General features: G+C 74.5%; 20 protein-coding genes. 11 read left to right on the plus strand and 9 right to left on the minus strand.

Annotation, left to right across the window (positions count from 1 at the left end; genetic code table 11):
• From ABD353_RS32000 to ABD353_RS32020, 5 genes are all read left to right on the plus strand, one after another.
• A partial coding sequence (locus ABD353_RS32000) for an Hsp70 family protein (RefSeq protein WP_344627187.1) occupies nucleotides 1-1,282 on the plus strand: 1,282 nt, incomplete at its 5' end.
• Nucleotides 1,279-1,929 carry a hypothetical protein gene (locus tag ABD353_RS32005; RefSeq protein WP_344627188.1) on the plus strand — a complete coding sequence of 217 codons (651 nt, stop codon included), beginning with the start codon at nucleotides 1,279-1,281 and terminating at the stop codon, nucleotides 1,927-1,929. The genes ABD353_RS32000 and ABD353_RS32005, both read left to right, overlap by 4 nt.
• A 64-nt stretch (nucleotides 1,930-1,993) precedes the next feature.
• Nucleotides 1,994-3,970, plus strand: coding sequence for a dynamin family protein (locus ABD353_RS32010; protein WP_344627189.1), 1,977 nt, complete (start codon nucleotides 1,994-1,996; stop codon nucleotides 3,968-3,970).
• Nucleotides 3,967-5,700: a dynamin family protein gene (locus ABD353_RS32015; protein WP_344627190.1), complete on the plus strand. Its 1,734-nt coding sequence runs from the start codon at nucleotides 3,967-3,969 to the stop codon at nucleotides 5,698-5,700. The genes ABD353_RS32010 and ABD353_RS32015 overlap by 4 nt, the downstream gene beginning before the upstream one ends.
• Nucleotides 5,701-5,773: 73 nt before the next feature.
• Nucleotides 5,774-6,601 (plus strand): hypothetical protein, encoded by an 828-nt coding sequence (locus ABD353_RS32020; protein WP_344627191.1) that lies wholly within the window; start codon nucleotides 5,774-5,776, stop codon nucleotides 6,599-6,601.
• Nucleotides 6,602-6,656: 55 nt separating this feature from the next.
• Here the strand turns inward: ABD353_RS32020 and ABD353_RS32025 are convergent, their stop codons facing one another.
• On the minus strand, nucleotides 6,657-7,595 hold the full coding sequence (locus tag ABD353_RS32025) for an RNA polymerase sigma-70 factor (protein ID WP_344627192.1): 939 nt from the start codon (nucleotides 7,593-7,595) through the stop codon (nucleotides 6,657-6,659).
• Nucleotides 7,596-7,766: 171 nt separating this feature from the next.
• Here ABD353_RS32025 and ABD353_RS32030 point away from each other — a divergent pair, with 171 nt between their 5' ends.
• Nucleotides 7,767-8,252 carry a carboxymuconolactone decarboxylase family protein gene (locus ABD353_RS32030; RefSeq protein ID WP_344627211.1) on the plus strand — a complete coding sequence of 162 codons (486 nt, stop codon included), beginning with the start codon at nucleotides 7,767-7,769 and terminating at the stop codon, nucleotides 8,250-8,252.
• Nucleotides 8,253-8,315: 63 nt separating this feature from the next.
• Here ABD353_RS32030 and ABD353_RS32035 read toward each other — a convergent pair whose 3' ends face one another.
• On the minus strand, nucleotides 8,316-8,624 hold the full coding sequence (locus ABD353_RS32035) for a hypothetical protein (protein WP_344627193.1): 309 nt from the start codon (nucleotides 8,622-8,624) through the stop codon (nucleotides 8,316-8,318).
• A gap of 125 nt (nucleotides 8,625-8,749) precedes the next feature.
• Between ABD353_RS32035 and ABD353_RS32040 the strand changes: the two genes are divergently transcribed.
• Nucleotides 8,750-9,187: a YciI family protein gene (locus ABD353_RS32040; protein ID WP_344627212.1), complete on the plus strand. Its 438-nt coding sequence runs from the start codon at nucleotides 8,750-8,752 to the stop codon at nucleotides 9,185-9,187.
• Between the two features lie 29 nt (nucleotides 9,188-9,216).
• On the opposite strand, the gene ABD353_RS32045 is transcribed toward ABD353_RS32040, so the two are convergent.
• Nucleotides 9,217-9,600 (minus strand): VOC family protein, encoded by a 384-nt coding sequence (locus tag ABD353_RS32045; RefSeq protein WP_344627194.1) that lies wholly within the window; start codon nucleotides 9,598-9,600, stop codon nucleotides 9,217-9,219.
• A gap of 64 nt (nucleotides 9,601-9,664) precedes the next feature.
• A complete protein-coding gene (locus ABD353_RS32050) occupies nucleotides 9,665-10,171 on the minus strand; it encodes a DinB family protein (RefSeq protein ID WP_344627195.1) in 507 nt (168 codons plus the stop codon).
• 198 nt (nucleotides 10,172-10,369) lie between these two features.
• Here ABD353_RS32050 and ABD353_RS32055 point away from each other — a divergent pair, with 198 nt between their 5' ends.
• The 3 genes from ABD353_RS32055 to ABD353_RS32065 all read left to right on the plus strand — a co-directional run bounded on the left by ABD353_RS32055 (nucleotide 10,370) and on the right by ABD353_RS32065 (nucleotide 13,511).
• On the plus strand, nucleotides 10,370-11,098 hold the full coding sequence (locus ABD353_RS32055) for an LppU/SCO3897 family protein (protein WP_344627196.1): 729 nt from the start codon (nucleotides 10,370-10,372) through the stop codon (nucleotides 11,096-11,098).
• Nucleotides 11,099-11,256: 158 nt separating this feature from the next.
• Nucleotides 11,257-12,294 carry a magnesium and cobalt transport protein CorA gene (locus ABD353_RS32060; protein ID WP_344627197.1) on the plus strand — a complete coding sequence of 346 codons (1,038 nt, stop codon included), beginning with the start codon at nucleotides 11,257-11,259 and terminating at the stop codon, nucleotides 12,292-12,294.
• 62 nt (nucleotides 12,295-12,356) lie between these two features.
• Entirely contained in the window at nucleotides 12,357-13,511 is a 1,155-nt protein-coding gene (locus ABD353_RS32065) for a carboxylate-amine ligase (protein WP_344627198.1), read from the plus strand.
• A 22-nt stretch (nucleotides 13,512-13,533) separates the two neighbouring features.
• On the opposite strand, the gene ABD353_RS32070 is transcribed toward ABD353_RS32065, so the two are convergent.
• The 3 genes from ABD353_RS32070 to ABD353_RS40600 all read right to left on the minus strand — a co-directional run bounded on the left by ABD353_RS32070 (nucleotide 13,534) and on the right by ABD353_RS40600 (nucleotide 15,891).
• The gene (locus tag ABD353_RS32070; RefSeq protein WP_344627199.1) at nucleotides 13,534-14,343 is read right to left on the minus strand and encodes a family 1 encapsulin nanocompartment shell protein; all 810 of its coding nucleotides are present in this window, start codon (nucleotides 14,341-14,343) and stop codon (nucleotides 13,534-13,536) included.
• A gap of 70 nt (nucleotides 14,344-14,413) precedes the next feature.
• A complete protein-coding gene (locus ABD353_RS32075) occupies nucleotides 14,414-15,433 on the minus strand; it encodes a Dyp-type peroxidase (protein ID WP_344627200.1) in 1,020 nt (339 codons plus the stop codon).
• Nucleotides 15,430-15,891, minus strand: coding sequence for a hypothetical protein (locus tag ABD353_RS40600; protein WP_425555297.1), 462 nt, complete (start codon nucleotides 15,889-15,891; stop codon nucleotides 15,430-15,432). The genes ABD353_RS32075 and ABD353_RS40600 overlap by 4 nt, the downstream gene beginning before the upstream one ends.
• Before the next feature lie 269 nt (nucleotides 15,892-16,160).
• On the opposite strand from ABD353_RS40600, the gene ABD353_RS32090 reads away from it, so the two are divergent.
• Nucleotides 16,161-18,551: an FdhF/YdeP family oxidoreductase gene (locus tag ABD353_RS32090; RefSeq protein ID WP_344627201.1), complete on the plus strand. Its 2,391-nt coding sequence runs from the start codon at nucleotides 16,161-16,163 to the stop codon at nucleotides 18,549-18,551.
• Between the two features lie 22 nt (nucleotides 18,552-18,573).
• Here ABD353_RS32090 and ABD353_RS32095 read toward each other — a convergent pair whose 3' ends face one another.
• Together ABD353_RS32095 and ABD353_RS32100 are read right to left on the minus strand one after the other, a co-directional pair.
• A complete protein-coding gene (locus ABD353_RS32095) occupies nucleotides 18,574-20,961 on the minus strand; it encodes a bifunctional salicylyl-CoA 5-hydroxylase/oxidoreductase (RefSeq protein ID WP_344627202.1) in 2,388 nt (795 codons plus the stop codon).
• A 12-nt stretch (nucleotides 20,962-20,973) separates the two neighbouring features.
• A complete protein-coding gene (locus ABD353_RS32100; protein WP_344627203.1) occupies nucleotides 20,974-22,632 on the minus strand; it encodes an AMP-binding protein in 1,659 nt (552 codons plus the stop codon).
• Nucleotides 22,633-22,656 lie beyond the last annotated feature (24 nt).

Genomic DNA, 22,656 nt, shown 5'->3' on the forward strand with positions numbered 1-22,656 from the left:
GCTGGTCTACGACTTCGGCGGCGGCACCTTCGACACCGCCCTGGTGCGGATCGGCGCCGACGGCGCCCGCACCGTGCTCGGCCACGCGGCACTGGACGACTGCGGCGGCCGCGACATCGACGCCCTGCTCACCGGCGGGATCGCCACCGAGGCCAGGGACTGGCTCGACCCGCTGATGGCCGCCGGCGCCACCCGGGCCAGGCTCGAACTCGGAGACTTCGTCCGCCGGATCAAGCACCAGCTGAGCGAAGCCACCGAGGTCGAGGACTACTTCACCCCGGTCACCCCGGCCAGCCGCGTCGAACGCTCCCAACTGGAAGCACTCATCGGCCCGTTGCTCGACCGGACGGTGCACTGCTGCCGCGAGCTGCTCGCCGCCCACGGGACGAAGGCCAAGGAGGTCGACGCGGTGCTCCTGGTCGGCGGCACCACCCGCGTCCCGCTCGTCCGGACCCTGCTCGCGGAACGGCTGAACCGGCCGCTGCGGCTGGTCGAGGACCCGGACCTGGCGGTGGTGCACGGCGCCGCGGCCTGGGCCGCCCGCGCCGACGAGCGCCGACTGACGCCCGTCGCCACCGAACAGGGCGCCGTCCCGCTCGCCTGGGGCAACGGCACCCCCGCCGAACTCACCGAATGGCACTTCGCCCCGGGCAGCAGCTACCCGGCCGGGGCCGCACTCGGCACCCTGCGCACCCCGGACGGCGCCCTGCTGGACCTGGCCGCCACCGCCCCCGGCCGGGTCGTCCGCCAACTGCGCGGCCCGGGCGAGACGGTGGCCGCGGGCGAGTGGCTGATCGCGGTGGAACAGGAGGCCGGAGCGGCAACCGCCGCCCGGGAGACCGGGACGCCGCCGCACCAGGTGTCCTGGCGGCTGTGGCTGCTCGGCGCGGTCGGCCTGGCCGCCGTCGGGACGGGCTTCTTCAACAACGCGACCATCAGGGAATGCACGTACTACTCCTCCTACGACTACGAGTGCTACGAGTACGCCGGCTACTGGGAACAGGCCTGGCGCTCCACCGGCGTCCTGCTGGTGGTGATCGCCGTCCTGGTGCTCGGCACGCTGGCCTGGCGGTGGACCCGGCGGGTCCCGCTCGCCCGGCTGCTGGCACTGCCGCTGGTGGTCGGCGGCGGAGTGACGGCGCTCGTGGCGGGCGTCGGCCACGGCCTGGACGGCCGGCACTACCTGACCACCGGACTGTGGCTGCTCGGCCTCGGACTGCTGGGGTACTTCGGTCGCTCGACCGGACGCCGCGGCAACGACCGCCGGAGGAACGAAGGGTGAAGGACCGCATGGACGACCCGCTCGGCGGGGCGGACGACCCGCTGCACCTGCCGGACCAGCACGACACCGTCGACGCCTTGACCGGTTTCGTCGAGGAGGCCGCCGTCCTCGTCGCCGACCTGCTCGGCGACGTGGCCGAGGCGATGGGCCTCACCGACCACCCGCACGGCGACGACTCGCCCACCGACACCGGGCACCACGACAACCCGGACTCCCCTGACTCCCCGGACGGCACCGGCCACGGGGACGCCACGGACGGCCCGTCCGTCGAGGACCGGCTCACCGCCGCGTACGAGCACCCGGAGAGCGCGGTGCCGCTCGACCCGGACGCCGGTCCGGACGCCTCCGTCCGGCCGCCGGCGACGGCCGGACCGTACGGCGACCCGGTGATCGACGAGGTGGCCGGGTACAACCCGGCGGCCGCCGACACGATGGCCTTCATCCACGGCGTCCTGCACGCCGATCCGAAGCAGCTCGACGCCATGAACGCCCAGTTGCAGGGCATCGTGGCGCAGGACCGCATCCACGCCTCGGTCGCCGACCGCGAGGCGCAGCAGGCCGAGGACGCGGCCTTCCACCAGGCCGTCCAGGACGCCGACCGGACGTCGACCGAGGCCGAGGGCGTGCTGCGCCGCGACCCGACCTGACCCGCCGGCCCGACCCCGCCGCCCGCCGCCGCCCCGGACCGCCCGCACCCCCTTCGAGGACCGCATGACCCCCACCGCCTCCGGCGCCGCCGCCCGGGACTTCGACGCGCTGCGCGCCGACACTCTGGCGCTGTTCGCGGCCCTGGGCCCGGTCGCCGTCGCCGCCCGCAACGCCGCCGCCGCCGAGCGCCTGGCGGCGGCGGAGGGACGGCTGCGCGACGGCACGCTGACCGTGGTCGTCTGCGGGGAGTTCAAGCGCGGCAAGTCGACCCTGCTGAACGCGCTGCTGGAGGAGCCGGACCTCTTCCCCCGGGACACGTACTTCGCCACCAGTCTGGTCACCACCGCCGCGTACGGCCCGCAGGAGCGGGTCGTGGTCACCCTCGACCCGCCCGACGGGCAGGGCGACGGCGGGCCGCAGCAGCTGGAGATCACCCGCGACCGGATCGCCGAGTACGCCACCGAGTCCGGCAACCCGGGGAACCTCAAACGGGTCCGGCTGATCTCCGTCCACCTGCCCAACCCGCGGCTGGCCACCGGACTCGTCCTGGTGGACACCCCCGGCGTGGGCGCGGTCCACCGGGAGCACACCGCGGTCACCACCGGCTTCCTGCCGCAGGCGGACGCGCTGGTCTTCGTCGCCGACGCCACCCAGCCGCTGACCGAGAGCGAGCTGCGCTTCCTCACCCGGGCCGCCGGCGCGTCCAGGGCACTGGACGGCACCGACGGACTGCTGTTCGCGCTCACCAAGATCGACACCGTCGGCGACTGGACGGCGATCCACGCCAACACCCTCGCCAAACTGGCCGACGCCACCGGCCTGCCTCCCCGGCAGGTGCCGCTCGTCCCGGTCTCCGCCCGCGCCAAGCTCGACCACCTCGCCGACGGCGACCCGGAGGACCTGGAGATCAGCAACTTCGAGGCCTTCGAGGAGCTCCTCTGGTCGGCGCTGGCCGCCCGCCGCGCCTCGCTGCTCATCGGCGCCTCGCTCGCCGAACTCGAAGCCTCCGCACGGACGTTGCTCCGGCCGGTCGAGGCCGAGCTGCAGTCGCTGCTCGACACCACCCGCACCCGCCTGGAGGAACTCCACCGGGACACCGCCGAACGCGAACGCCGCATCGCGGAGCTCGGCTCCTCCGAGGCCCGGTGGCGCCGCGAACTCGCCGAGGCCGTCCAGGAACTGGGCCGGACCCTGACCACCCGGGCGCAGCAGGAGCTGGACGAGGTGTGGCACCGCTTCCGCACCGAGTACCTCTACGACGACGCCATGCTGGCCGATCCCGACAGGCTGGTCGGCCAGTTGGCCGCCGACGCGGCGCTCGTCACCGGGACGCTCGGCGAACTGGCCGCCCGCCGGGCCGCCGAACTCCAGGCCGACTTCGCCCGCCGCAACGGGCTGGAGCTGGACGTCCGCCGGACGGGCGCGCTCCCCGAGCCGCCCGTGCCACCGCTCGCGGTCACCGGCCGGCTCGGCGAGGAGGAACGCCGCTCGCCGACCGCCGGACGGCTGCGCGGCGCCTCCTTCGGCTCCGGCGTCGGCACCACCGCGGGTGGGCTCGCCGCCGGTGCGATCGGCGCGGTGATCGGCACCCTCGTGCTGCCCGGCGCGGGCACCGCCGTCGGTGCCCAACTGGGCTCCTCGATCGGCTCGGTGGTCGGCGCCCTGTTCGGCGGGTACGCCGGCTACCGGTCCGCCTCCCGCGACCAGGAGTTCGCCGACCGGGCCGCCCGCCGGGCCAGCCTGCGCACCGAACTGGAGGCGATGCGCGCCGGCCAGTACAGCCACCTCGCCAACGCGGTCGGGGACGTCACCCGGACACTGGCCGGCGCGGTGCGCGCCGAACTGGAGAGCCGGATCGCCCGCGAGCGGGAGTCCGCCCGGGAGACCCTGGCCCGGCTGGAGTCCGCCCGGACGGCCACCAGCGAACAGGCCACCCGCCGGGCCGCCGAACTCGGCCTGGAGAGACGGCCGCTGGTCGAGACCCGGGCCGGGGTGGAACGGGACGGCGCCCGGCTGGCCGAGCTGCTGGCCCGGCGGTGAGCCCGGCCGGCGGCCGCTGGTGGCGCAGGGCCCGCCGCCCGGACGCCCCCGCACCGGAAACCGCCCCCGCCGCGACCGGACCGGCGGCGGAGAACGCCGGGCTGCCGGCCGCCGGTGCCGGGCCGACGGCACCCGAGGAGACCGTCCGGCAGGCGACCGAACGGGCCGTCGGCGAGGCCGCCGCGATGCTCGGCCCCCGCCACCGGGTGCCACCGGCCGTCCTCCCGGTGCTCGACGCCCTCGACGGCTACCGCGAACTGACCGCCCGCCCCATGCGGGTCGCCCTGGTCGGACGGGTCAGCGCGGGCAAGTCCACCCTGGTCAACGCCCTGCTCGGCGCGGACCGGGTGGACACCGGGGCCGAGGAGCTGACCTTCAACGTCAGCCGCCTCACCCACGGCCCCGACCGCACCGTCACCGTCCACTACAAGGACGGCCGCCCGCCTACCCGGCACCACCCGGACGAACTGCGCGACCTCACCTCCCGTGCCCGCGACGAGGACACCGCCGCACACGCCCGGCTGCGGGCGATCGACCACCTGGTGGTCAGCGACCCCAGCCCCTGCCTGCGCGCCTTCGACCTCGTCGACACCCCGGGCCTGGACTCCGTCCTCGGCGCGGACTCGGCCAACACCCTGCGCTTCCTCGGCCGTTCGGCCGACGAGGTGCGGGCGGACTCGCTCGGCCACGCCGGCCACGCGGACGCGCTCGTCCTGGTCTTCGCCCGCGGCCTGGCCCAGGGCGAGGAGGAACTCCTCGCCGACTTCACCGGCGCCGGCTTCGGCCCCGGCGGAGGAGGCACCCACGGCGGCGGCGCACTCACCACCGTCGGCGTCCTCACCAAGGCCGAGCTGTACTGGCCCGAGCACCCCGACCCGCTCGCCGAGGGCCGCCGCGTCGCGGACCGGGTCATGACCGCCGCCGGCGGCACCCGCCTGATGTACGACCTGCGGCCGGTCTGCAGCCTCGTCGGCGCGGCCGCCGGACAGCTCACCGAGCAGGACTTCGCCGACCTCACCGCCCTCGCCGCCGTCGAACCCGCCCTGCTCGCCAAACGGGCCGCCCGCGGACCGTACTTCACCACCCGCCCCTACCCCGACCTGCCCGTCCCCGCGGACCGCCGCGCCCGGCTCTTCGGCCTCCTCGCGGGCTACGGCCTCACCCTCGCCTGCGGGCTCGTCCGCGACGGCGTCCACCGGCTGCCCGAGCTGCGGACCGAACTCGACCGGCGCAGCGGCCTCGCCGACTTCCGCCTGCTGCTCGCCGACCACTTCGGGGCCCGCGCCGACCTCCTCAAACTGCGCCGCATCGTCGACCGCGCCCACACCCTGCCCACCCTCCTGCCGCCCGCCACCGACGCCGCCGCGGCCCGCGACCGGGCCGCCGTCGACCGGGCCGTCGGCCGCTTCGTCGACCTGGAGGTGCAGCAGCACGCCTTCCGCGAACTCACCGTGCTGCGGGACTGCTACGACGGCCGCCTGACCGGCCTCTCCGACCCCGACCGGCTCGAACTCCGCCGCGTGGCCGGCGAGTACGGCACCGACCCGGCCGTCCGGCTCGGCCTCCCCGCCGGCACGCCCCGCCCCGAACTCCACCACCGGGCCGTCACCCGGCTGGCCCACTGGGCGGCGATGACCGCCGACCCCGCCCACTCCGGCCCCGACCGGCGCGCCTGCCAGGTACTGCGCCGCAGCCTCGAACGGCTCGTCGGCGACCTCGCGTCCCCGTGACCGGCCCGCCCGGCCGGCCGGCTGCAACCGGTGCCGCCCGGCAGCACGTCGGTAGCCGGGGAAGGGAGCGCGGATGGACTGGGAACTGGACGTCACGCACGACGAGGTGGTGCCGCTCGGCCTCGACGGCGGCCGGTCGTTGCTCCGGGTGGTGCCGCCGGCCCCGGGATGGCCGGCCCGCGGCCCCGTGCTGCGGCTGGTGATGCCCACGGCCCGCCCGGTCGTGCGGGTGCGCCGGAGGTACGACACCGCCGACGGCCCGGCGACGCACCTGGAGCTCGTGCCCACCGTGCACGGCGGGCGGCAGTGCACGCTGGAGTTCCCGGTGGACGGCGAGGCCGGCGCCGCCGCCGCACGGTTCGAGCTGGACTGGGAGGTCCGGCGCGCACCGGACAGGCGGGAGACGGCAGGGGACGAGCAACTGCTGACCCGGATCCACCTCGTCGCGCCCGGTCCGGACGGCGGCGACCGCCTGCTGGCCTCCGCGCTGCTGAGGCTCACCTGGTGCGACCCGCGGGACCGGGAGTCCCTCGGCCTCCTGCTGCGGCAGGCCGCGGCCGACGAGTCCCTGCCCGCGACCGCCCGCGCCGCCCTCGCCGAGCTGGCCGAGGACGACCGGGCGGCCGTCCCGGGCTGCTCGTACTGCGTCCTGCGGTGGGAGCTGCGACTGCTCGACGCGGCCCACCGCGCACGCGAAGCCGTCCGCGCCCACCCCCGCCTCGCCGCCCTGCCGGACCTGCTCGACACCTCGACCGACGGCCGCACCCACCGCCGCCCCTGCGACTGCCCACGACAGAACCCCGGCCGGACCCCGGACATCCCGAAGGACGACCTCCGCCGAGCCCTCTCCACCGCCCGCGCCCGCCACCTCGCCCACCGAGCCGGACCGCCGACCCCCTGACCTCCTTCTGCTCCCCTCACCGGGCGCCGGGCGGGCGGCCGACCCGGCCCGTGGCTCAGCGGCAGAGTTCGGTCTCGTGCCCCATCCGGGACAGCTTCTCGGGGTTGCGCACCGCGTAGAGGCCGGTGACCAGGCCGTCCTCGAAGCGCAGCGCCAGGACGGTGTCGAGCTCGCCGTCGAGCCGCAGCACCAGCGCCGGCCAGCCGTTGACCTGGGCCGGCTGGAGCGCGCGGTCGGCGGCGAGCCGGCCGAAGCCGGCGGCCAGCAGCCGGGCCACCTTGTCGGCGCCCACGATCGGCCGGAGCACCGCCTGCTTGATCCCGCCGCCGTCGCCCAGCAGGACGACGTCCGGCGCGAGGATGTCGAGCAGGCCCTGCAGGTCGCCCGTCTCGGTCGCCCGCCGGAACGCGTCCAGTGCGTCCCGGGTCTCGGCCGGGGACACCGCCCCGCGCGGCCGCCGCGCCGCGACGTGCGCCCGCGCCCGGTGCGCGATCTGGCGGACGGCCGCGGGGCTCTTGCCGACGGCCTCGGCGATCTCCCCGTACTCGAGGTCGAACACCTCGCGCAGCACGAACACCGCCCGTTCGGTCGGCGCGAGCGTCTCCAGCACCAGCAGCATCGCCATCGAGACGCTGTCGGCCAGTTCGACGTCCTCGGCGACGTCCGGTGCGGTGAGCAGCGGCTCCGGCAGCCAGGACCCGACGTAGGACTCCCGGCGCCGGCCGAGCGTCCGCAGCCGGCCGAGCGCCTGCCGGGTGGTGATCCGGACGAGGTAGGCGCGGGGCTCCCGCACCTCGGCGAGGTCGACGCCCGCCCACCGCAGCCAGGTCTCCTGCAGCACGTCCTCCGCGTCCGCGGCCGAGCCGAGCATCTCGTACGCGACGGTGAAGAGCAGATTGCGATGCTCGACGAACGCCTCGGTGGCCGGATCCGTCCCCGTCGGGGCCCCGCTCCGCCCGCTCCGGCTGCTCCGCCCGTTCCGCCCGTTCTCCACCGGCTGCTCCTGCCCGCTCGCTCGCGTCCGCGTCACGCCCACAGGACGCCGCTCGCCGCCGCCCCGTGACACCCGCGGGCCGTGGCGCTCGTCACACCGACGGGCCGTCACACGGGCCGGGGCGGCGGCATCTTGTGGTCGCCAGTGCACACCACGAGTGAGGACGACGTCATGGACGCCCGGTTCAACCTGTTCGAGAACGAGCTCGCCGCGAAGTTCGCCAAGCGGTTCGCCAACGCCGGCCTGGTGATCCACCAGTCGCCGCTGCCGCGGACCACCCAGGAACTGGTCTCGCTGCGGGCCAGCCAGATCAACGGCTGCGGCTGGTGCATCGACATGCACACCAAGGAGGCCACGGCCGCCGGCGAGGACGCCGCCCGGCTGCACCTGGTCGCCGCCTGGCGCGAGTCCACCGTGTTCACCGAGGCGGAGCAGGCCGCGCTCGCGCTCGCCGAGGAGGGCACCCGGCTCGCCGACGCCCACGAGGGCGTGTCCGACGGGACCTGGGCCCTGGTGCGCAAGCACTACGACGACGACCAGATCGCGGCGCTGGTCGCCCTGGTCGCCCTGATCAACGCGGCCAACCGGCTCGCCGTGATCGTGCACCAGAAGGGCGGCTCCTACGAGGCCGGCATGTTCGCCGCCGCCCTCGGCTGACCACGGCCCGAACAGCCCCGAACAGCCCCGAACGGCCCCGGACCGGCCCGGTCCGGGGCCGGTTCAGTCCTCCGGGACGAGGCCGGCGTTCACCGCCCGCCGCCGGAGCCGGTGGTGCCACTCGTTCGCGTCCGGGCCGGGCTCGACCGCCGGCACGGGCCCGGGGGCGGACTCCACGAGGTGCAGCAGGGACCAGGCGACGCCGTAGCAGTCGTCCGGACCGAAGCACTGGGCGAGCCGCGCGGCCTCCTCCGCGGTGACCGGGCGGGCGATCGCCTCCAACTGCCGCACCCGCCGGGCGATCTCGTCCTCGTGCGCGTCCTCGTCGGGGAGCGGGCCGTCGGCGACGAACGCCGCCACGTCGGGTCTCATGGGCGCATGATCGCCTTCCGGTGCCGCCCGCGGCAAGCGACCCGTTGGGTTCGTCCGGCGCGGCAGCTCGGGGATGTACGCGCCGGAGCGCGCGCATCGGTGTCAGGCTGGGCGCTGTGAAGTACATGGTGCTGATGTACGCGGACCCGGCGGCGACCGCGGCGATGACGGCCGAGCAGCGGGCCGAGGTGTTCGCCCGGCACGAGGCGCTGCACCGGGACCTGGCGGCCTCCGGCGAGCTGCTCAACGGCGCCGGGCTGGCCTACCCCGCGGACACCACCACGCTCCGGCCGGCTCGCAAGGACGGCAAGGACGGCAAGGACGGCAAGGACGGCGGGGACGGCGGGGACGGTGGCGCGGTCGCGTCGGACGGGCCGCTCACCGCCGCGGCGGAACAGCTGACCGCCTACTACGTGCTCGACTGCGCGAGCCCGGAGCGGGCCCGCGAGATCGCCGGACGGGTGGTCGACTTCCACGTCGTGGCGGTCGAAGTGCGGCCCGTCCACGACTCGTTCGGCATGGGCGGGGCCGAAGGCACCGGCCGATCCGACGGCACCGGCTGATCCGACGGCACGGGCCGGGCCGACGCCCGTCAGACCGGCTCGATCCGGCGGCGCAGCAGGCAGAACTCGTTGCCCTCCGGGTCGGCCAGGACGTACCAGCTCTCGGTGCCGGTCTGGCCGACGTCGGCGTGCCGGGCGCCGAGGGCGAGCAGCCGCGCCAGTTCGGCCTCCTGGTCGCGGTCGGTGGCGCTGACGTCGATGTGCAGGCGGAGCTTCGCCGGCCGCGGGTCGGTGGTGGGGCCGATGACGAGGGTGGGCTGCGGGCCGCCGAAGCCGGTGCCGGGCGGCCCGATCTCGATGCTCCCGTCGTCCTCGCGGCCGAGTTCGACGTAGCCGAGGACCTCGCTCCAGAAGGCGGCGAGCAGGCCGGGGTCGGCCGCGTCGAGGACCAGCTCACTGATGCGGCATGCCATGCCGTCAGTGTAGGGCGACGACCCGGGACCCCGGCCCGCCCGCGGTGTGTCGCGGGACGGTCCGTCAGGCGCCGGTGGTGCCGTCGAGGAGTTCGCGGAGGATGTCGAGGTGCCCGTTGTGCCGGGCGGTCTCCTCGGTCATGTGGAGGAGGATCCACCGCAGGTCGAACTGGCCGCGGTCGCCGCGGGTGCGCTTGGCCACCGTGTCGAGGGGGTGGGCGGCGACCAGCTCGCGGTGGCGGGCGCACGCGGCCTCGTACTCGGCGAGCAGCTCGTCGAGCGGGCGGTCGACGGCGATCCGCATCTCCCGGTCGGGGTCCTCGTCCGTCCAGGGGCCGCGGTCCTCCTCGCCGAGGAACATGACCTCGAACCACCAGTGCTCGACCCACCGGAGATGGTTGATCAGGCCGGCGAGGGTCATCAGGGGTGAGCCGGGCAGCGGAGCGCGCCGGGCGTTTTCGGCACTGACCCCCTCGCACTTGGCCCGTGCGGTGGCGCGGGCGTAGTCGAGGAAGGTGGTGAGCTGGGTGCGCTCGTCCAGGGCCGCGGGTACGTCGGTTCGTGTCGTCATCGACTGGATGATCTTCCATGCGGCGCCCGTCTGTCCAGCGGTTTCGCACACCCGCAGGCCCGACCCCTCCTCACCGCAGGCGATCTGACGGATCCTCCGGAGGCCGCACGCCGGCCGCGGAAAATCGGGTGCCGCGGCGGCGGTGCGCACCGATAGCATCCGCCCTGCTCACCGACTCCGCCCCCGCAGAGGATCCGCATGTCCGTACCCGCACCGCAGCTCCCGTCCGACCCGTCCGCGGCGGCTCCCGATCCGTCGGCGGCGGCTCCCGGCCCCGGCGCGGGCTTCGCCGCGGGGCCGTTCCCGCCCGCCGCGGGGCCGTTCTGCCGCTGCTGCGGCTCGGTGCCGGCCGTGCAGGCCACCGTCCGCGGCCACCAGGGATTCCTGGTGGTGATGCGCTTCCTGAAGCTGCGCGGCCCGTTCTGCCGCGACTGCGGCACCGCGGTCTTCCGGGACATGACGGCGAAGAGCCTCTGGCAGGGCTGGTGGGGCATCGCCTCGATGGTGATCAACCCGATCACCATGCTGGTCAACCTGGTGGCCCTGGCGAAGATCCGCAGGCTTGCGCCGCCCGTCCCGGGTGCCCCCGGTGTCCCGCTGGTGCCGGGCCGGCCGCTGCTGCGGCGGGTGGAGATCCTCGGCCTGCTGCTGCCGGTGCTGGTCGTCGCTGCCTTTGCGTTCGCGGCGCAGCGCGACCCCGACTACGCCGATGTCGGCGACTGCGTCAACAACACCGGCAGCGACTACCGGCCCGACCTCAGCGTGGTCGACTGCTCCGGCCGGGACGCCGAATTCCGGATCATCGCCCGGTTCGAGGTGTCCGACGCCGACGTCTGCAAGGGCTACCCGCAGACCGACGCCGCGTACGTCCAGGAGCGCGGTTCGAAGGTCTACACGCTCTGCCTGAGCGAGGTCCGCTCCTCCTGAGCCCCGGCGGGCCCGCCGTCGGGGTCCCACCGTCGGCGCGGCCTCACTGAGCGGGCCGCGCCGACTCGGAGGAACATCGGTTGCCGGGGGTGGGTACGGCGCGCCGTGCCGCGTCCGGGCGACGCACGGCGCGGTCGGCCGGACGCGAGGAGACGGTCATGATCGTGGACTGCGCGCACTACCGCGACGGACGCCGGCAGCACGAGGGCGCGATGCCGCTGGAGAAGGCCGCCGCGCACGCCCGGCAGGGCGGATTCGTCTGGCTCGGCGTCTTCGAACCCGGGCCCGACGAGCTGGCCGGCGTCCAGGAGACCTTCGGCCTGCACGAACTCGCCGTCGAGGACGCCCAGGCCTTCCACCTGCGGCCGAAGGCCGAGCAGTACGAGGACGGCACCGAACTCATCATCCTGCGCACCGCGCGGTACGACGACGAGCGCGAGGAGATCGACACCGGCGAGATCAGCATCTTCCTCGCCGAACACTTCGTGATCACCGTCCGGCAGGGCATCGCCAGCGAACTGGCCGGCGCCCGCAGCCGCCTCGAACGCCGCCCGGACCTGCTGCGCACCGGCAGCGCCGCGACCCTGTGGGCCATCCTCGACCAGGTCGTCGACGGCTACGCCCCGGTCGTGGCGGAACTCGACCGCGACATCGAGCAGATCGAGGCCACCGTCTTCTCCGGCGCCGTCGCGCCGACCGAGCGGATCTACTTCCTGCGGCGCGAGGCCACCGACTTCTACCGCGCCGTCCACCCGCTGCTCGCCGTGCTCGCCCGGCGCCTGCAGCCCGGCCGGGCACCGGCCGAGCTGCTGCCGTTCTTCCGCGACGTGCACGACCACCTCCTGCTGGTCAACGAGGAGGTCGCGGCCCAGCGCGACCTGCTGGCCACCGTCCTGGAGGCGAACATCGCGGTGATCTCCGTCGAGCAGAACACCATCACCCTGCGCCAGAGCGCCACCATGGAGCGACTCACCGTCATCGCCACGGTCTTCCTGCCGCTCTCCTTCGTCGTCGGCTTCTTCGGCCAGAACTTCGCCTGGCTGGTCAGGAACATCACCAGCTTCACGGCCTTCCTGGTGCTCACCCTCGGTGGACTGCTGCTGCCCTGCCTGCTGCTCTTCCTCTGGCTGCGGCACCGCCGCCGCAAGCCCGTGGCCCCCGTCCCCGGCGGCCTCGCCCCGCGGGACACGCCCTAGCCGGGCGCCCCGGGAACGCCCGCCCGGATGTGCCGACGCGGCGGACGTGGTAGCCCGGAGTCATGGGCGCTGGCACCGACAGGGCAGGCGGGGGCGGAACGGTCACGGATCCGGGCGGACCCCCGACGGTCGGGGTCGAGGAGGAGTACCTGCTGCTCGACCCCGAGAGCGGGCTGCCGCTGCCGCGGGTCGACGAGGTGCGGCGGATCGCCGGACTGCACCCCGCGGTGCACCACGACGAACTGCAGAACGAGCTGCTGCAGGCCCAGGTGGAGGTGGCAACCCCGGTCTGCCGGGGCCTGGGCGAGGTCGGCGGCCACCTGCTCCGGCTGCGGCACGCGCTGGCGACGGCGGCGGAGACGGCGGGCTGCCGGCTGGCGGCCTGCGGCACCGCCCCGTACGCGCCCGACGCTCCGCCGGCGATCGTGGACTCCCCGCGCTACCACTCGATCCGGAGCATCGTCACGCGGCTGGCCGACGAGGCGATGATCAACGGCATGCACGTGCACGTGGCCGTGCCCGACCCGGAGACCGGGGTCGCGGTGCTCAACCGGCTGCGGCCCTGGCTGCCGGTGCTGACCGCGCTCTCGGCCAACTCACCGCTCTGGTACGGCACCGACACCGGCTACGCGAGCTGGCGGACGGTGGTCTTCGGCCGCTGGCCGATCAGCGGCATCCCGCCGTACTTCGCCGACGCGCAGGACTACGAGCGCCGGATCGACCACCTGCTGGAGGCCCGGATGATCCGCGACCGCGGCCAGCTGTACTGGCAGGCCCGGCTGTCCGCCAAGTTCCCGACCGTGGAGCTGCGGTCGATGGACGTCCAGCTGCGCGCCGACGAGGCGGTGATGCTGGCCGGGCTGGTCCGGGCCCTGGTCGTCACGGTGAAGCGGGACGCCGCCGAAGGGGTCCCGCCGGACGGCCGGACGCCGGAGAGCCTGGAGGGCGCGGCCTGGCACGCCGCCCGGTACGGCATGGACGGCACGCTGCACGACCCGGCGACCGGGTTGTCCCGGCCGGCCGGCGAGGTCGTCGCGGGCATGATGGAACTCCTCGCCCCGGCCCTCGAGGAGCTCGGCGACACCCGCGCGGTGGCCCCGCTGGTCGGCCGCCTGCTGCGGGAGGGCAACGGCGCCGAACGCCAGCGCCGCCACCTCGTCGAGCACGGCAGGACGGGGCTGATCAACATGATCGCGGCCGAGAGCGCCGCCAGCTGAGCCCCGGCCCGGGCGGCCGCTGCTACGCCGCGGGGGCGGGGTTGATCGGGACGACCGCCTCCTCGGTGTGCACGAGGAAGGTCAGCGACTCCTGGAAGTACAGCTCCACGGTGTCGGTGTCGTGGGCGAGGTAGCCGATGGACAGGTCCTGGCCGAGCTGGAGGGTGAAGTCGCCGCCGCGGGTGGAGATCAGGAAGGCGCCGTCGATGGCGGGGGCCCAGATGATCTCGCCGTCGAGGAGGCGGCGCAGGTGCTCGTGGATCGGGTATCCGTGGTCGGAGGTCTCGCTGACGGCGGTGAAGGCGTCCGCGCTGAGGGCGAGGGTGTAGGCGCCGCCGACACCGGCCAGCCGGAGTTCGCCGATCGCCCGGCTGATCACGTTCGGGTAGTCGCGCGGGTCCGCGGGCAGCGTCAGCGCCTCGTTCGCGGAGGAGGCCCGCAGGCCGGCGATGCCGGCGGCCGGGTAGCCCTCGAAGACGGCGCGGTCCTCGGCGAAGGCGATCCGCCGGGCGGCCTCCTTCACCGGCGCCCAGTCCGCGTCCTGGGCGCCCCGGGCGACGTCGTCCACCTGCGACCGGTCGACGGTGAACGGCACCCGAAGCTCGACCAGCGGCTGCGCCTGCCGCAGCCGGCCCCGCACCCCCGGGTCCGGTGAGCGGATCTCGTCCAGGCGGCCGGTGTTGACCGCGGCGAGTTCCGTGCCGCCGGCCTCGGGCACGTCCACGATGCGGCGGGCGGCCACGTGCCGGGTGAAGGTGCGCCGGGCCTCCTGCTCCAGGTCGGCCCAGGCCGCGGCCGAGACGGGCGCGAGTTCGCGGTGCAGGTTGTCCATGGTCGGGTCTCCTGTCGCCTGCGGCGGTGCCGGCAGCACTGCTCCGGCGCCGGCCGTGCGGTCGGTGCTGTCAGCTGCTCCTGAGGTCGCCGATGCCGAGCGACCCCGCCTCGCCGGTACCGGCGTCCTCCTCGGCCCCGAGGTCCTCCAGCAGGTCGGCGGAGGGCACGAAGAACAGCGTGCCGGTGACGGCCGTGGAGAAGTCGAGGATGCGGTCGTGGCTCACCGGCCCGTCGCCGAGGAACATGTGGCGCAGCATCTCCTCGGTGACCTCCGGCGTCCGCGCGTACCCGATGAAGTACGTGCCGAACTCGCCGCTGCCGGGACTGCCGAACGGCATGTTGTCGCGCAGGATCTGCCGCTCGCGGCCGTCCGGGCCGGTGATCGTGTTCAGCTCGACGTGCGAGCCGGGGGAGTCGATCTCGACGTTGGTGAGCTTGCGGCGGCCGACGATCCGCTCCTGCTGCTCGACCGGCAGCCGGTTCCAGGCGTCGAGGTCGTGCAGGTACTTCTGCACGATCACGTAGGCACCGCCGGCGAAGTCCGGGTCCTCCGCGCCGATCAGCACGGCCTCGGCGGCCGCCCGGCCGACGGGGTTCTCGGTGCCGTCGACGAAGCCGAGCAGGTCGCGCTGGTCGAGGTACGTGAAGCCGGTGACCTCGTCGGCCACCGCGACCGCGCCGCGCAGCCTGGACATGATCTCCGAGCCGAGCGAGAAGCAGAGGTCCTGCCGGGCGGCCCGGATGTGCAGGAGCAGGTCGCCCGGGGTGGCCGGGGCCCGGTGCCGGGCGCCCTGCAACTCCCGGAAGGGGTGCAGTCCGGCCGGGCGGGGGCCGTCCACGAGCCGGTCCCAGCAGGCCGAGCCGATCCCGGCGACGACGCTGAGCCGCCCGTCGGGGTGCCCGAAGCCCACGCTGCGCTGCAGGCCGGCGAGGTCGGCCAGCAGCTCGCGCACCACCGGCTCGCCGCCGGGGTCGACGGTGAGCACGAGGAACAGCGACGCGGTGGTCAGCGGGCTGAGCACCGGCTGCGGAGCGGGCACCTCCACCGTCCTTCCCTCCTGGCCGTCCCGTCGGCCGGTGTCGGTCATGCCGCGTCCGGCGTCGTGCCGTCGGCGGGGTGACGGGCGGTTACCCGCGATTCGCCGTCCTGCACGTCGCCGTCCTGCACGTCGGCGTGCTGCACGTCGGCGACGGAGGTGTCGCCCGTGTCGGCCGCGCCGCCGAGCACCGGTTCGGCGATCCGGTGGTGCGGTTCGCCCCGGACGGTGCGGCGCAGCGGACGGGCCCCGAACTCCGGCCGGTGGCCGTGCGCGACCAGCAGGTCCTCGGCCTCGGTGTCCGGGTCCTCGCTGCCGTCCCCGGCCGCGCGCTGCGAGGCGCGGGCGATCGGCGCGCGGGAGGACCCGGTCAGCAGCCGGTTGATCGGCACCCGCTGCACGGCCGGCGGCGAGGACGCCGCGGACATCCCGAAGAAGCGGTTGAGCAGGTCGGAGAAGGGATCCGTGGGACCGAAGGAGCCGAACCCCTCCACGGGGGGTAAACCCATGGAAATCACTCGTTTCATATCAAAACAGACGCAACGCTTGCCACCCTAGCGGCAGCCCGCCCGCCCGGCCGACCGGCGGCCGCACCGCCCCGCACCCGGTGCCACGGGCGGGCGCCATCCACCGGGCATAGCCTGGGCAGCGGGCACCGGCCCGCGTCCCGCCGCGGGCGCCCTGAGAGGCGTCCCGATGCCGCGGACCCGGACACCAGGAGGCCCGGGGCCGGGGCACCGGACGCCGAGGGGGCCGCCGACGCCGAAGGGTGAGTGCCGTGAACGCCTCCGACCGCAACGACGACGCACCGGTCGCGACGGACGCCGCCGCCACGCAGGACGCCGACGGCACACCGGGCGCCGCCGAGGGGAACGGCCACCGGGCCGGCAACGGCTCCGGGCCGGCCCCCGGCAGCCCGCCGGAGTTCCGGCCCTACCACCACCCCGCGGCCGGCTGGGGCGCCGCGAAGAGCGTCAGCCGCGTCCTCGTCCGCGAAGGCGCCCTGGTCGACGGCCCGCGCGCGATCCTGCGGATGAACCACGAGAACACCGGCTTCGACTGCCCCGGCTGCGCCTGGCCCGACGCCACCAAGGGCCTGCACCTCGACATCTGCGAGAACGGCATCAAGCACGTCACCTGGGAGATGACCCGCAAGCGCGTCGGCAAGGAGTTCTTCGCCACCCACACCGTCACCGAACTCATGGAGTGGTCCGACTCCGCGCTGGAGAACGAGGGCCGGCTGACCGGGCCGCTGGTCTACGACGCCGCCACCGACCACTACGTGCCGATCAGCTGGAAGGACGCCTTCGAACTCGTCGGCCGCACCCTGCGGGAGCTCGACAGCCCCGACCGGGCCGCCTTCTACACCTCCGGCCGGCTGGGCAACGAGGCCACCTTCCTCTACCAGCTGATGGCCCGTGAACTCGGCACGAACAACCTCCCCGACTGCTCCAACATGTGCCACGAGGCCAGCGGGCGCGCCCTGGAGGCGTCGCTGGGCACCGGCAAGGGCACCGTCGACCTCAAGGACTGGGAGACCACCGACGCCCTGTTCATCATCGGCGTCAACGCCGCCTCCAACGCGCCCCGGATGCTCACCGCCCTCGCCGGGGCCCACAAGCGCGGCGCCCGGATCGTGCACATCAACCCGCTGGTCGAGGCCGCCGCCACCCGCACCATCGTCCCGCACGACTTCGTCGACATGGCGCTGTTCCACCCCACCGCGACCACCACCCTCAACCTCCAGCCGCGGATCGGCGGCGACATGGCCCTGCTGCGCGGCATCGCCAAGGCGATCCTCGAACTCTCCGGCTCCGACCCCAAGGCGCTCGACCGGGAGTTCATCGACCGGTACACCGCCGGCTTCGACGCGTACCGCGCCCGCTGCGAGGCCACCCCCTGGGAGGAGATCGAGCAGCAGTCCGGCGTCCCGCGCGCCGGCATCCTCGCCGCCGCCCGGACCTACCGCGACGCCGACCGCTCCGTCGTCAGCTGGTGCCTCGGCGTCACCCAGCACGAGCACGGCGTCGACACCGTCCGCGAGATCGTCAACCTCCTGCTGCTGCGCGGCAACCTCGGCCGCGAGGGCGCCGGCCCCTCACCCGTGCGCGGCCACAGCAACGTCCAGGGCAACCGCACCTGCGGCATCGACCACCGCCCCACCGAGGAGTTCCTCGACCGGCTCGGCGAGGTCTGCGGCATCGACCCGCCGCGCGCCCACGGCCTGGACACCGTCCGGACCGTCGAGGCCATGCACCGCGGCGACGTCACGGTCTTCGTCGGCATGGGCGGCAACTTCGCCCTCGCCGCCCCCGACACCCCCTACACCTGCGAGGCGCTGCGCCGCACCGAACTGACCGTCCAGGTCAGCACCAAGCTCAACCGCAGCCACCTGGTGCACGGCCGGCAGGCGCTGATCCTGCCCTGCCTCGGCCGCACCGAGAAGGACCACCAGCGCGGCGGCGTGCAGAGCACCTCCGTCGAGGACTCGATGAGCATGGTCCACCTGTCCGTCGGCATGAAGCGGCCCGCCTCGCCCCACCTGCTCTCCGAACCCGCGATCATCGCCGGCATCGCCCGCGCCGCCCTCCCCGACAGCGCCACCCCGTGGGAGTGGTACGTCGAGGACTACGACCGGATCCGCGACACCATGGCGAAGGTCCTCGACGGCTTCGAGGACTTCAACCGCCGCGTCCGGCTGCCGCTCGGCTTCCGGATCAGGCAGCCCGCCCGCGAGCTGGTCTTCCTCACCCCGTCCGGCCGCGCCGAGTTCTCCGCCGCGCCGCTGCCCGACGTCGTCCCCGCCCCCGGCACCCTGGCGCTGGGCACCATGCGCTCGCACGACCAGTGGAACACCACCGTCTACTCCGACGACGACCGCTACCGCGGCATCAAGAACCTGCGCACCCTGGTCTTCATGAACGCCGACGACATGCGCGAACGCGGCGTCGGCGAGTTCGACCCGGTCGACATCACCAGCACCGCCCGCGACGGCTCGACCCGTTCGCTGCACGGCTACCTCGCCGTGCCCTACGACATCCCGCGCGGCTGCGCGGCGGGCTACATGCCGGAGATGAACGTGCTCTGCGCGCTCGCCGATTACAGCACCCAGAGCGATCAGCCGATCATGAAGCACCTCAAGGTCACCGTCGAACGCTCGGCGGCTTGACCCGCCCTGCCGCCGGGGTGCCTCAGGGCACCCGGGCCGGCTGCCGGGGCGGCGTCCAGCGCAGGTGGACGGCGCGGTCCGGGCCCTCCGCGCGGAGCAGCGAGAGGCGGGGCCGCACCGCGTCCGTCCGCGCCGAGGGCGGCCTGCGGCTGCCCGCCCGGAAGGGCAGCGGCCAGTCCGCGGCGGGCCCGCGGTAGTCCTGCTCGGCGGCCGCGTGCAGCGTCCAGTGCGGGTCGTACAGGTGGGTGCGGCCGATCGCGCAGAGATCGGCGCGCCCGGCCAGCAGGATGGAGTTCACGTCGTCGTAGGAGGCGATCGCGCCGACCGCGATGACGGCGGCGCCGGCGGCGGCCGCGACCTCGTGCCGGATCCGGTCGGCGAACGGCGTCTGGTAGGAGCGGCCGTAGGCGGGGCGCTCGTCCTTGGTGACCTGGCCGGAGGAGACGTCCACGGCGGCCGCGCCGTGCGCGACGAAGGCGCGGGCGATCTCCACGGCGTCGTGCTCGGTGTTGCCGTCGGGCGCCCAGTCGGTGGCCGAGATGCGCACGATCATCGGCCGTTCGGCCGGCCAGACGGCGCGGACGGCGTCGAAGACCTCCAGCGGGTAGCGCAGCCGGTTCTCCAGCGAACCGCCGTACTCGTCGGTGCGGCGGTTCGCCAGCGGCGACAGGAAGGACGAGAGCAGGTAGCCGTGCGCGCAGTGCAGTTCGAGCAGGTCGAAGCCGGCCTCGGCGCCGCGCCGGGCCGCCGCGACGAAGTCGGCGGTGATCCGGTCCAGGTCCGCCCGGGTCACCTCGCGCGGGGTCGCCGAGCCCGGCCCGTACGGCAGCGGCGAGGGGCCGACGACCGGCCAGTTGCCCTCCGCCAGCGGGTCGTCCATGCCCTCCCACATCAGCCGGGTGGAGCCCTTGCGCCCGGCGTGGCCGAGCTGCAGGCCGATCCGGGCGGAGCTCTGCCCGTGCACGTAGGAGACGATCCGGCGCCAGGCGTCGCGCTGCCCGTCCGTCCACAGGCCGGTGCAGCCGGGGGTGATCCGGGCGTCCTCGGAGACGCAGACCATCTCGGTCATGACGAGGCCCGCGCCGCCCATCGCCCGGGAGCCGAGGTGGACGAGGTGGAAGTCGCCGGGCACGCCGTCGACCGCGGAGTACATGTCCATCGGGGAGACCACGACGCGGTTCTTCAGCTCCAGCTGCCCGATCCGGAACGGCTGGAACATCGCCGGGACGGCCCCGGCCCCGGCGGAGCCCTGCGCCGCCGCGAAGCCGGCGGCGACCCGGTCGGCGAAGTCGCCGTCGCGCTCGCGCAGGTTGTCGTAGGTGATCCGGCGCGAGCGGGTCAGCAGGTTGAAGCAGAACTGGGTCGGCTCCTGGCGGACGTACATGCCGATGTTCTCGAACCACTCCAGCGAGGCCTGCGCGGCCCGTTGGGTGGACTCGACGACCGGCCGCCGCTCGGCCTCGTACGCCGTCAACGCCTCGTCGAGGCCGGGGTGTTCGTGCAGGCAGGCGGCGAGCGCGAGGGCGTCCTCCATGGCCAGCTTCGTCCCCGAGCCGACGGAGAAGTGCGCGGTGTGCGCGGCGTCCCCGAGCAGGACGAGACCGCCGTGGTGCCACCGCTCGTTGCGCACGGTGGTGAAGTTCAGCCACTTGGAGTTGTTGGCGAACAGCCGGTGGCCGTCCAGCTCGGCGGCGAACAGCTCCCGGATCCGGTCGACGGCCTTCTCGTCCGAGGTGCCGGGCGGGAACTCCTCGCCCTCGGTGGCGTCGAAGCCGGCCCGGCGCCAGACGTCCTCGTGCATCTCCACGATGAAGGTCGAACCGGCGTCGGAGTACGGGTAGCCGTGGACCTGCACGGTGCCCCACTGCGTCTGCTTGACGAAGAACTGGAACGCCTCGAAGACCAGGTCCGTGCCGAGCCACATGTACTTGTTGCGCCGGGTGTCCAGCGCGGGCCGGAACTCCTCGGCGAACGCCTGCCGCACCCGCGAGTTGGCGCCGTCCGCGGCGACCGTGAGGTCGTACGAGGCGAGCAGCTCGGCCGTGTCGGGCGCCGCGGTGCCGAAGTGCAGCTCGACGCCCAGGTGGCGGCAGCGGTCCTGGAGCAGGCGCAGCAGCTCCCGGCGGCCCAGGGCGGCGAAGCCCTGGCCGCCGACGGTGTGGCTGCCGCCGTCGAGGTGGATGTCGATGTCCGTCCAGCGCGCGAAGCGGTCGGCCATCGCGGCGGCGAACTCCGGGTCGGCGTTCTCGATGCCGCCGAGCGTCTCGTCGGAGAACACCACGCCGAAGCCGAAGGTGTCGTCCGGCGCGTTGCGCTCCCAGACGGTCACCCGGTGGGCCGGGTCGAGCTGCTTCATCAGGGCGGCGAAGTACAGGCCGCCGGGCCCGCCGCCGACGATCGCGATCCTCACGCGCTGGTCCTCTCAGTGCTCGGCGGCAGGCGCGGCGGCCTGCTCGTCGTCGACGATCCTGCGCAGCACGAAGCGTTGCAGCTTGCCGCTGGTGTTGCGCGGCAGGGCCTCGCAGAACCGCACCTCACGCGGGTACTTGTAGGGCGCCAGGATCCGCTTGACGTGGTCCTGGATCTCCTTGGCCTTCGCGGCGTCGCCGGTGACGCCCTCGCGCAGCACGACGAAGGCGCAGACGACGGAGCCGCGCTCGGTGTCCGGCTTGGCGACGACCCCGGACTCCACCACGTCCGGGTGGGTGTCGACGGCCGCCTCGACCTCGGGGCCGCCGATGTTGTAGCCGGAGGAGACGATCATCGCGTCGCTGCGCGCCCGGTAGTAGAAGTAGCCGTCGGCGTCCCGGTGGAAGAGGTCCCCGGTGACGTTCCAGCCGTCCACCACGTAGTCGTACTGGCGCGGGTCGTCGAGGTAGCGGCAGCCGACCGGGCCGATCACGGCCAGCCGGCCGACCTCGCCGGGGCCGAGCTCGCGGCCGTCGACGTCGAGGACGGCGGCCCGCCAGCCCGGCACCGGTCTGCCGGTGGCGCCGGGGCGGATGTCGTCGCCGGCCGCCGAGACGAAGATGTGCAGCAGCTCGGTGGCGCCGATGCCGTCGATGACCCGCAGCCCCAGCCGCTCGTGCAGCGCCTCCCAGGTCGTCCGCGGCAGGTGCTCGCCGGCGGAGACCGCCGCCCGCAGCCCGGCGAGCCGGTGCTCCTGCCCGCCCCGCAGGATCGCCCGGTACGCGGTCGGGGCGGTCGCCAGCACGCTGACGCCCTGCTTCTCGACGAGCTCGGCCAGCTGCAGCGGCGTCGCCGACTCGGTCAGCAGCGCGCAGGCGCCGGCCCGCAGCGGGAAGACGACCAGCATGCCCAGGCCGAAGGTGAAGGCCAGCGGCGCCGAACAGGCGACCGTGTCGCCCGGGCCGAGGCCGAGCAGAGGCCGGCCGAAGGTGTTGTCGATGGAGAGCACGTCGCGGTGGAAGTGCATGGTGATCTTCGGGACGCCGGTGCTGCCGGAGGTCGGGCCGAGCAGGGCGACGTCGTCCGCGGCGGTCGGCACGTTGGTGAACGCGCCGGACTTCGCGGCCGCCCGCGCCACCAGGTCCTCGGGGCCGTCGCCGCCGTGCGCCACCACCGTCAGCGAGGGCAGGACGGCCGCCCGGACGGCCTCGACGTCCTCGGTGAAGCGGTGGTCCACCAGCGCGACCGCCGGCAGCGTCCGCTCCACGACCGGCGACAGCTCCCGGGCGCGCAGCGCGGCCATGGTGGCCACGGCCACCCCGCCGGCCTTCAGCACGCCCAGCCAGGCCGCCACCGCCCACGGGTTGTTGGGGGAGCGCAGCAGCACCCGCCCGCCCGGCACGAGACCGAGGTCCTCGGTCAGCACCTGGGCGACCTGGTTGGCCCGCCGCTGCAGCAGGCCGTACGACCAGGTCTCGCCGTCCGGGGTGCGCAGCGCGGGGGCGTCGGGGCCGTGGGTGAGGACGGGCAGGTCGACGAGTTCGGCCGCGGCGTTCAGCCGGTCCGGGTACTGCAGCTCCGGCGTGGTGAACTCGAGCGTCGGCCACAGCTCCGCCGGGGGCAGGTGGTCGCGGGTGAAGGTGTCCAGGTGGGCCGACGGTGAAAGAGTCAACGGAGGAGTCCTTCCAGGGCGTTG

The organism is Kitasatospora arboriphila (assembly GCF_039528095.1).
GTDB lineage: Bacteria > Actinomycetota > Actinomycetes > Streptomycetales > Streptomycetaceae > Kitasatospora > Kitasatospora arboriphila.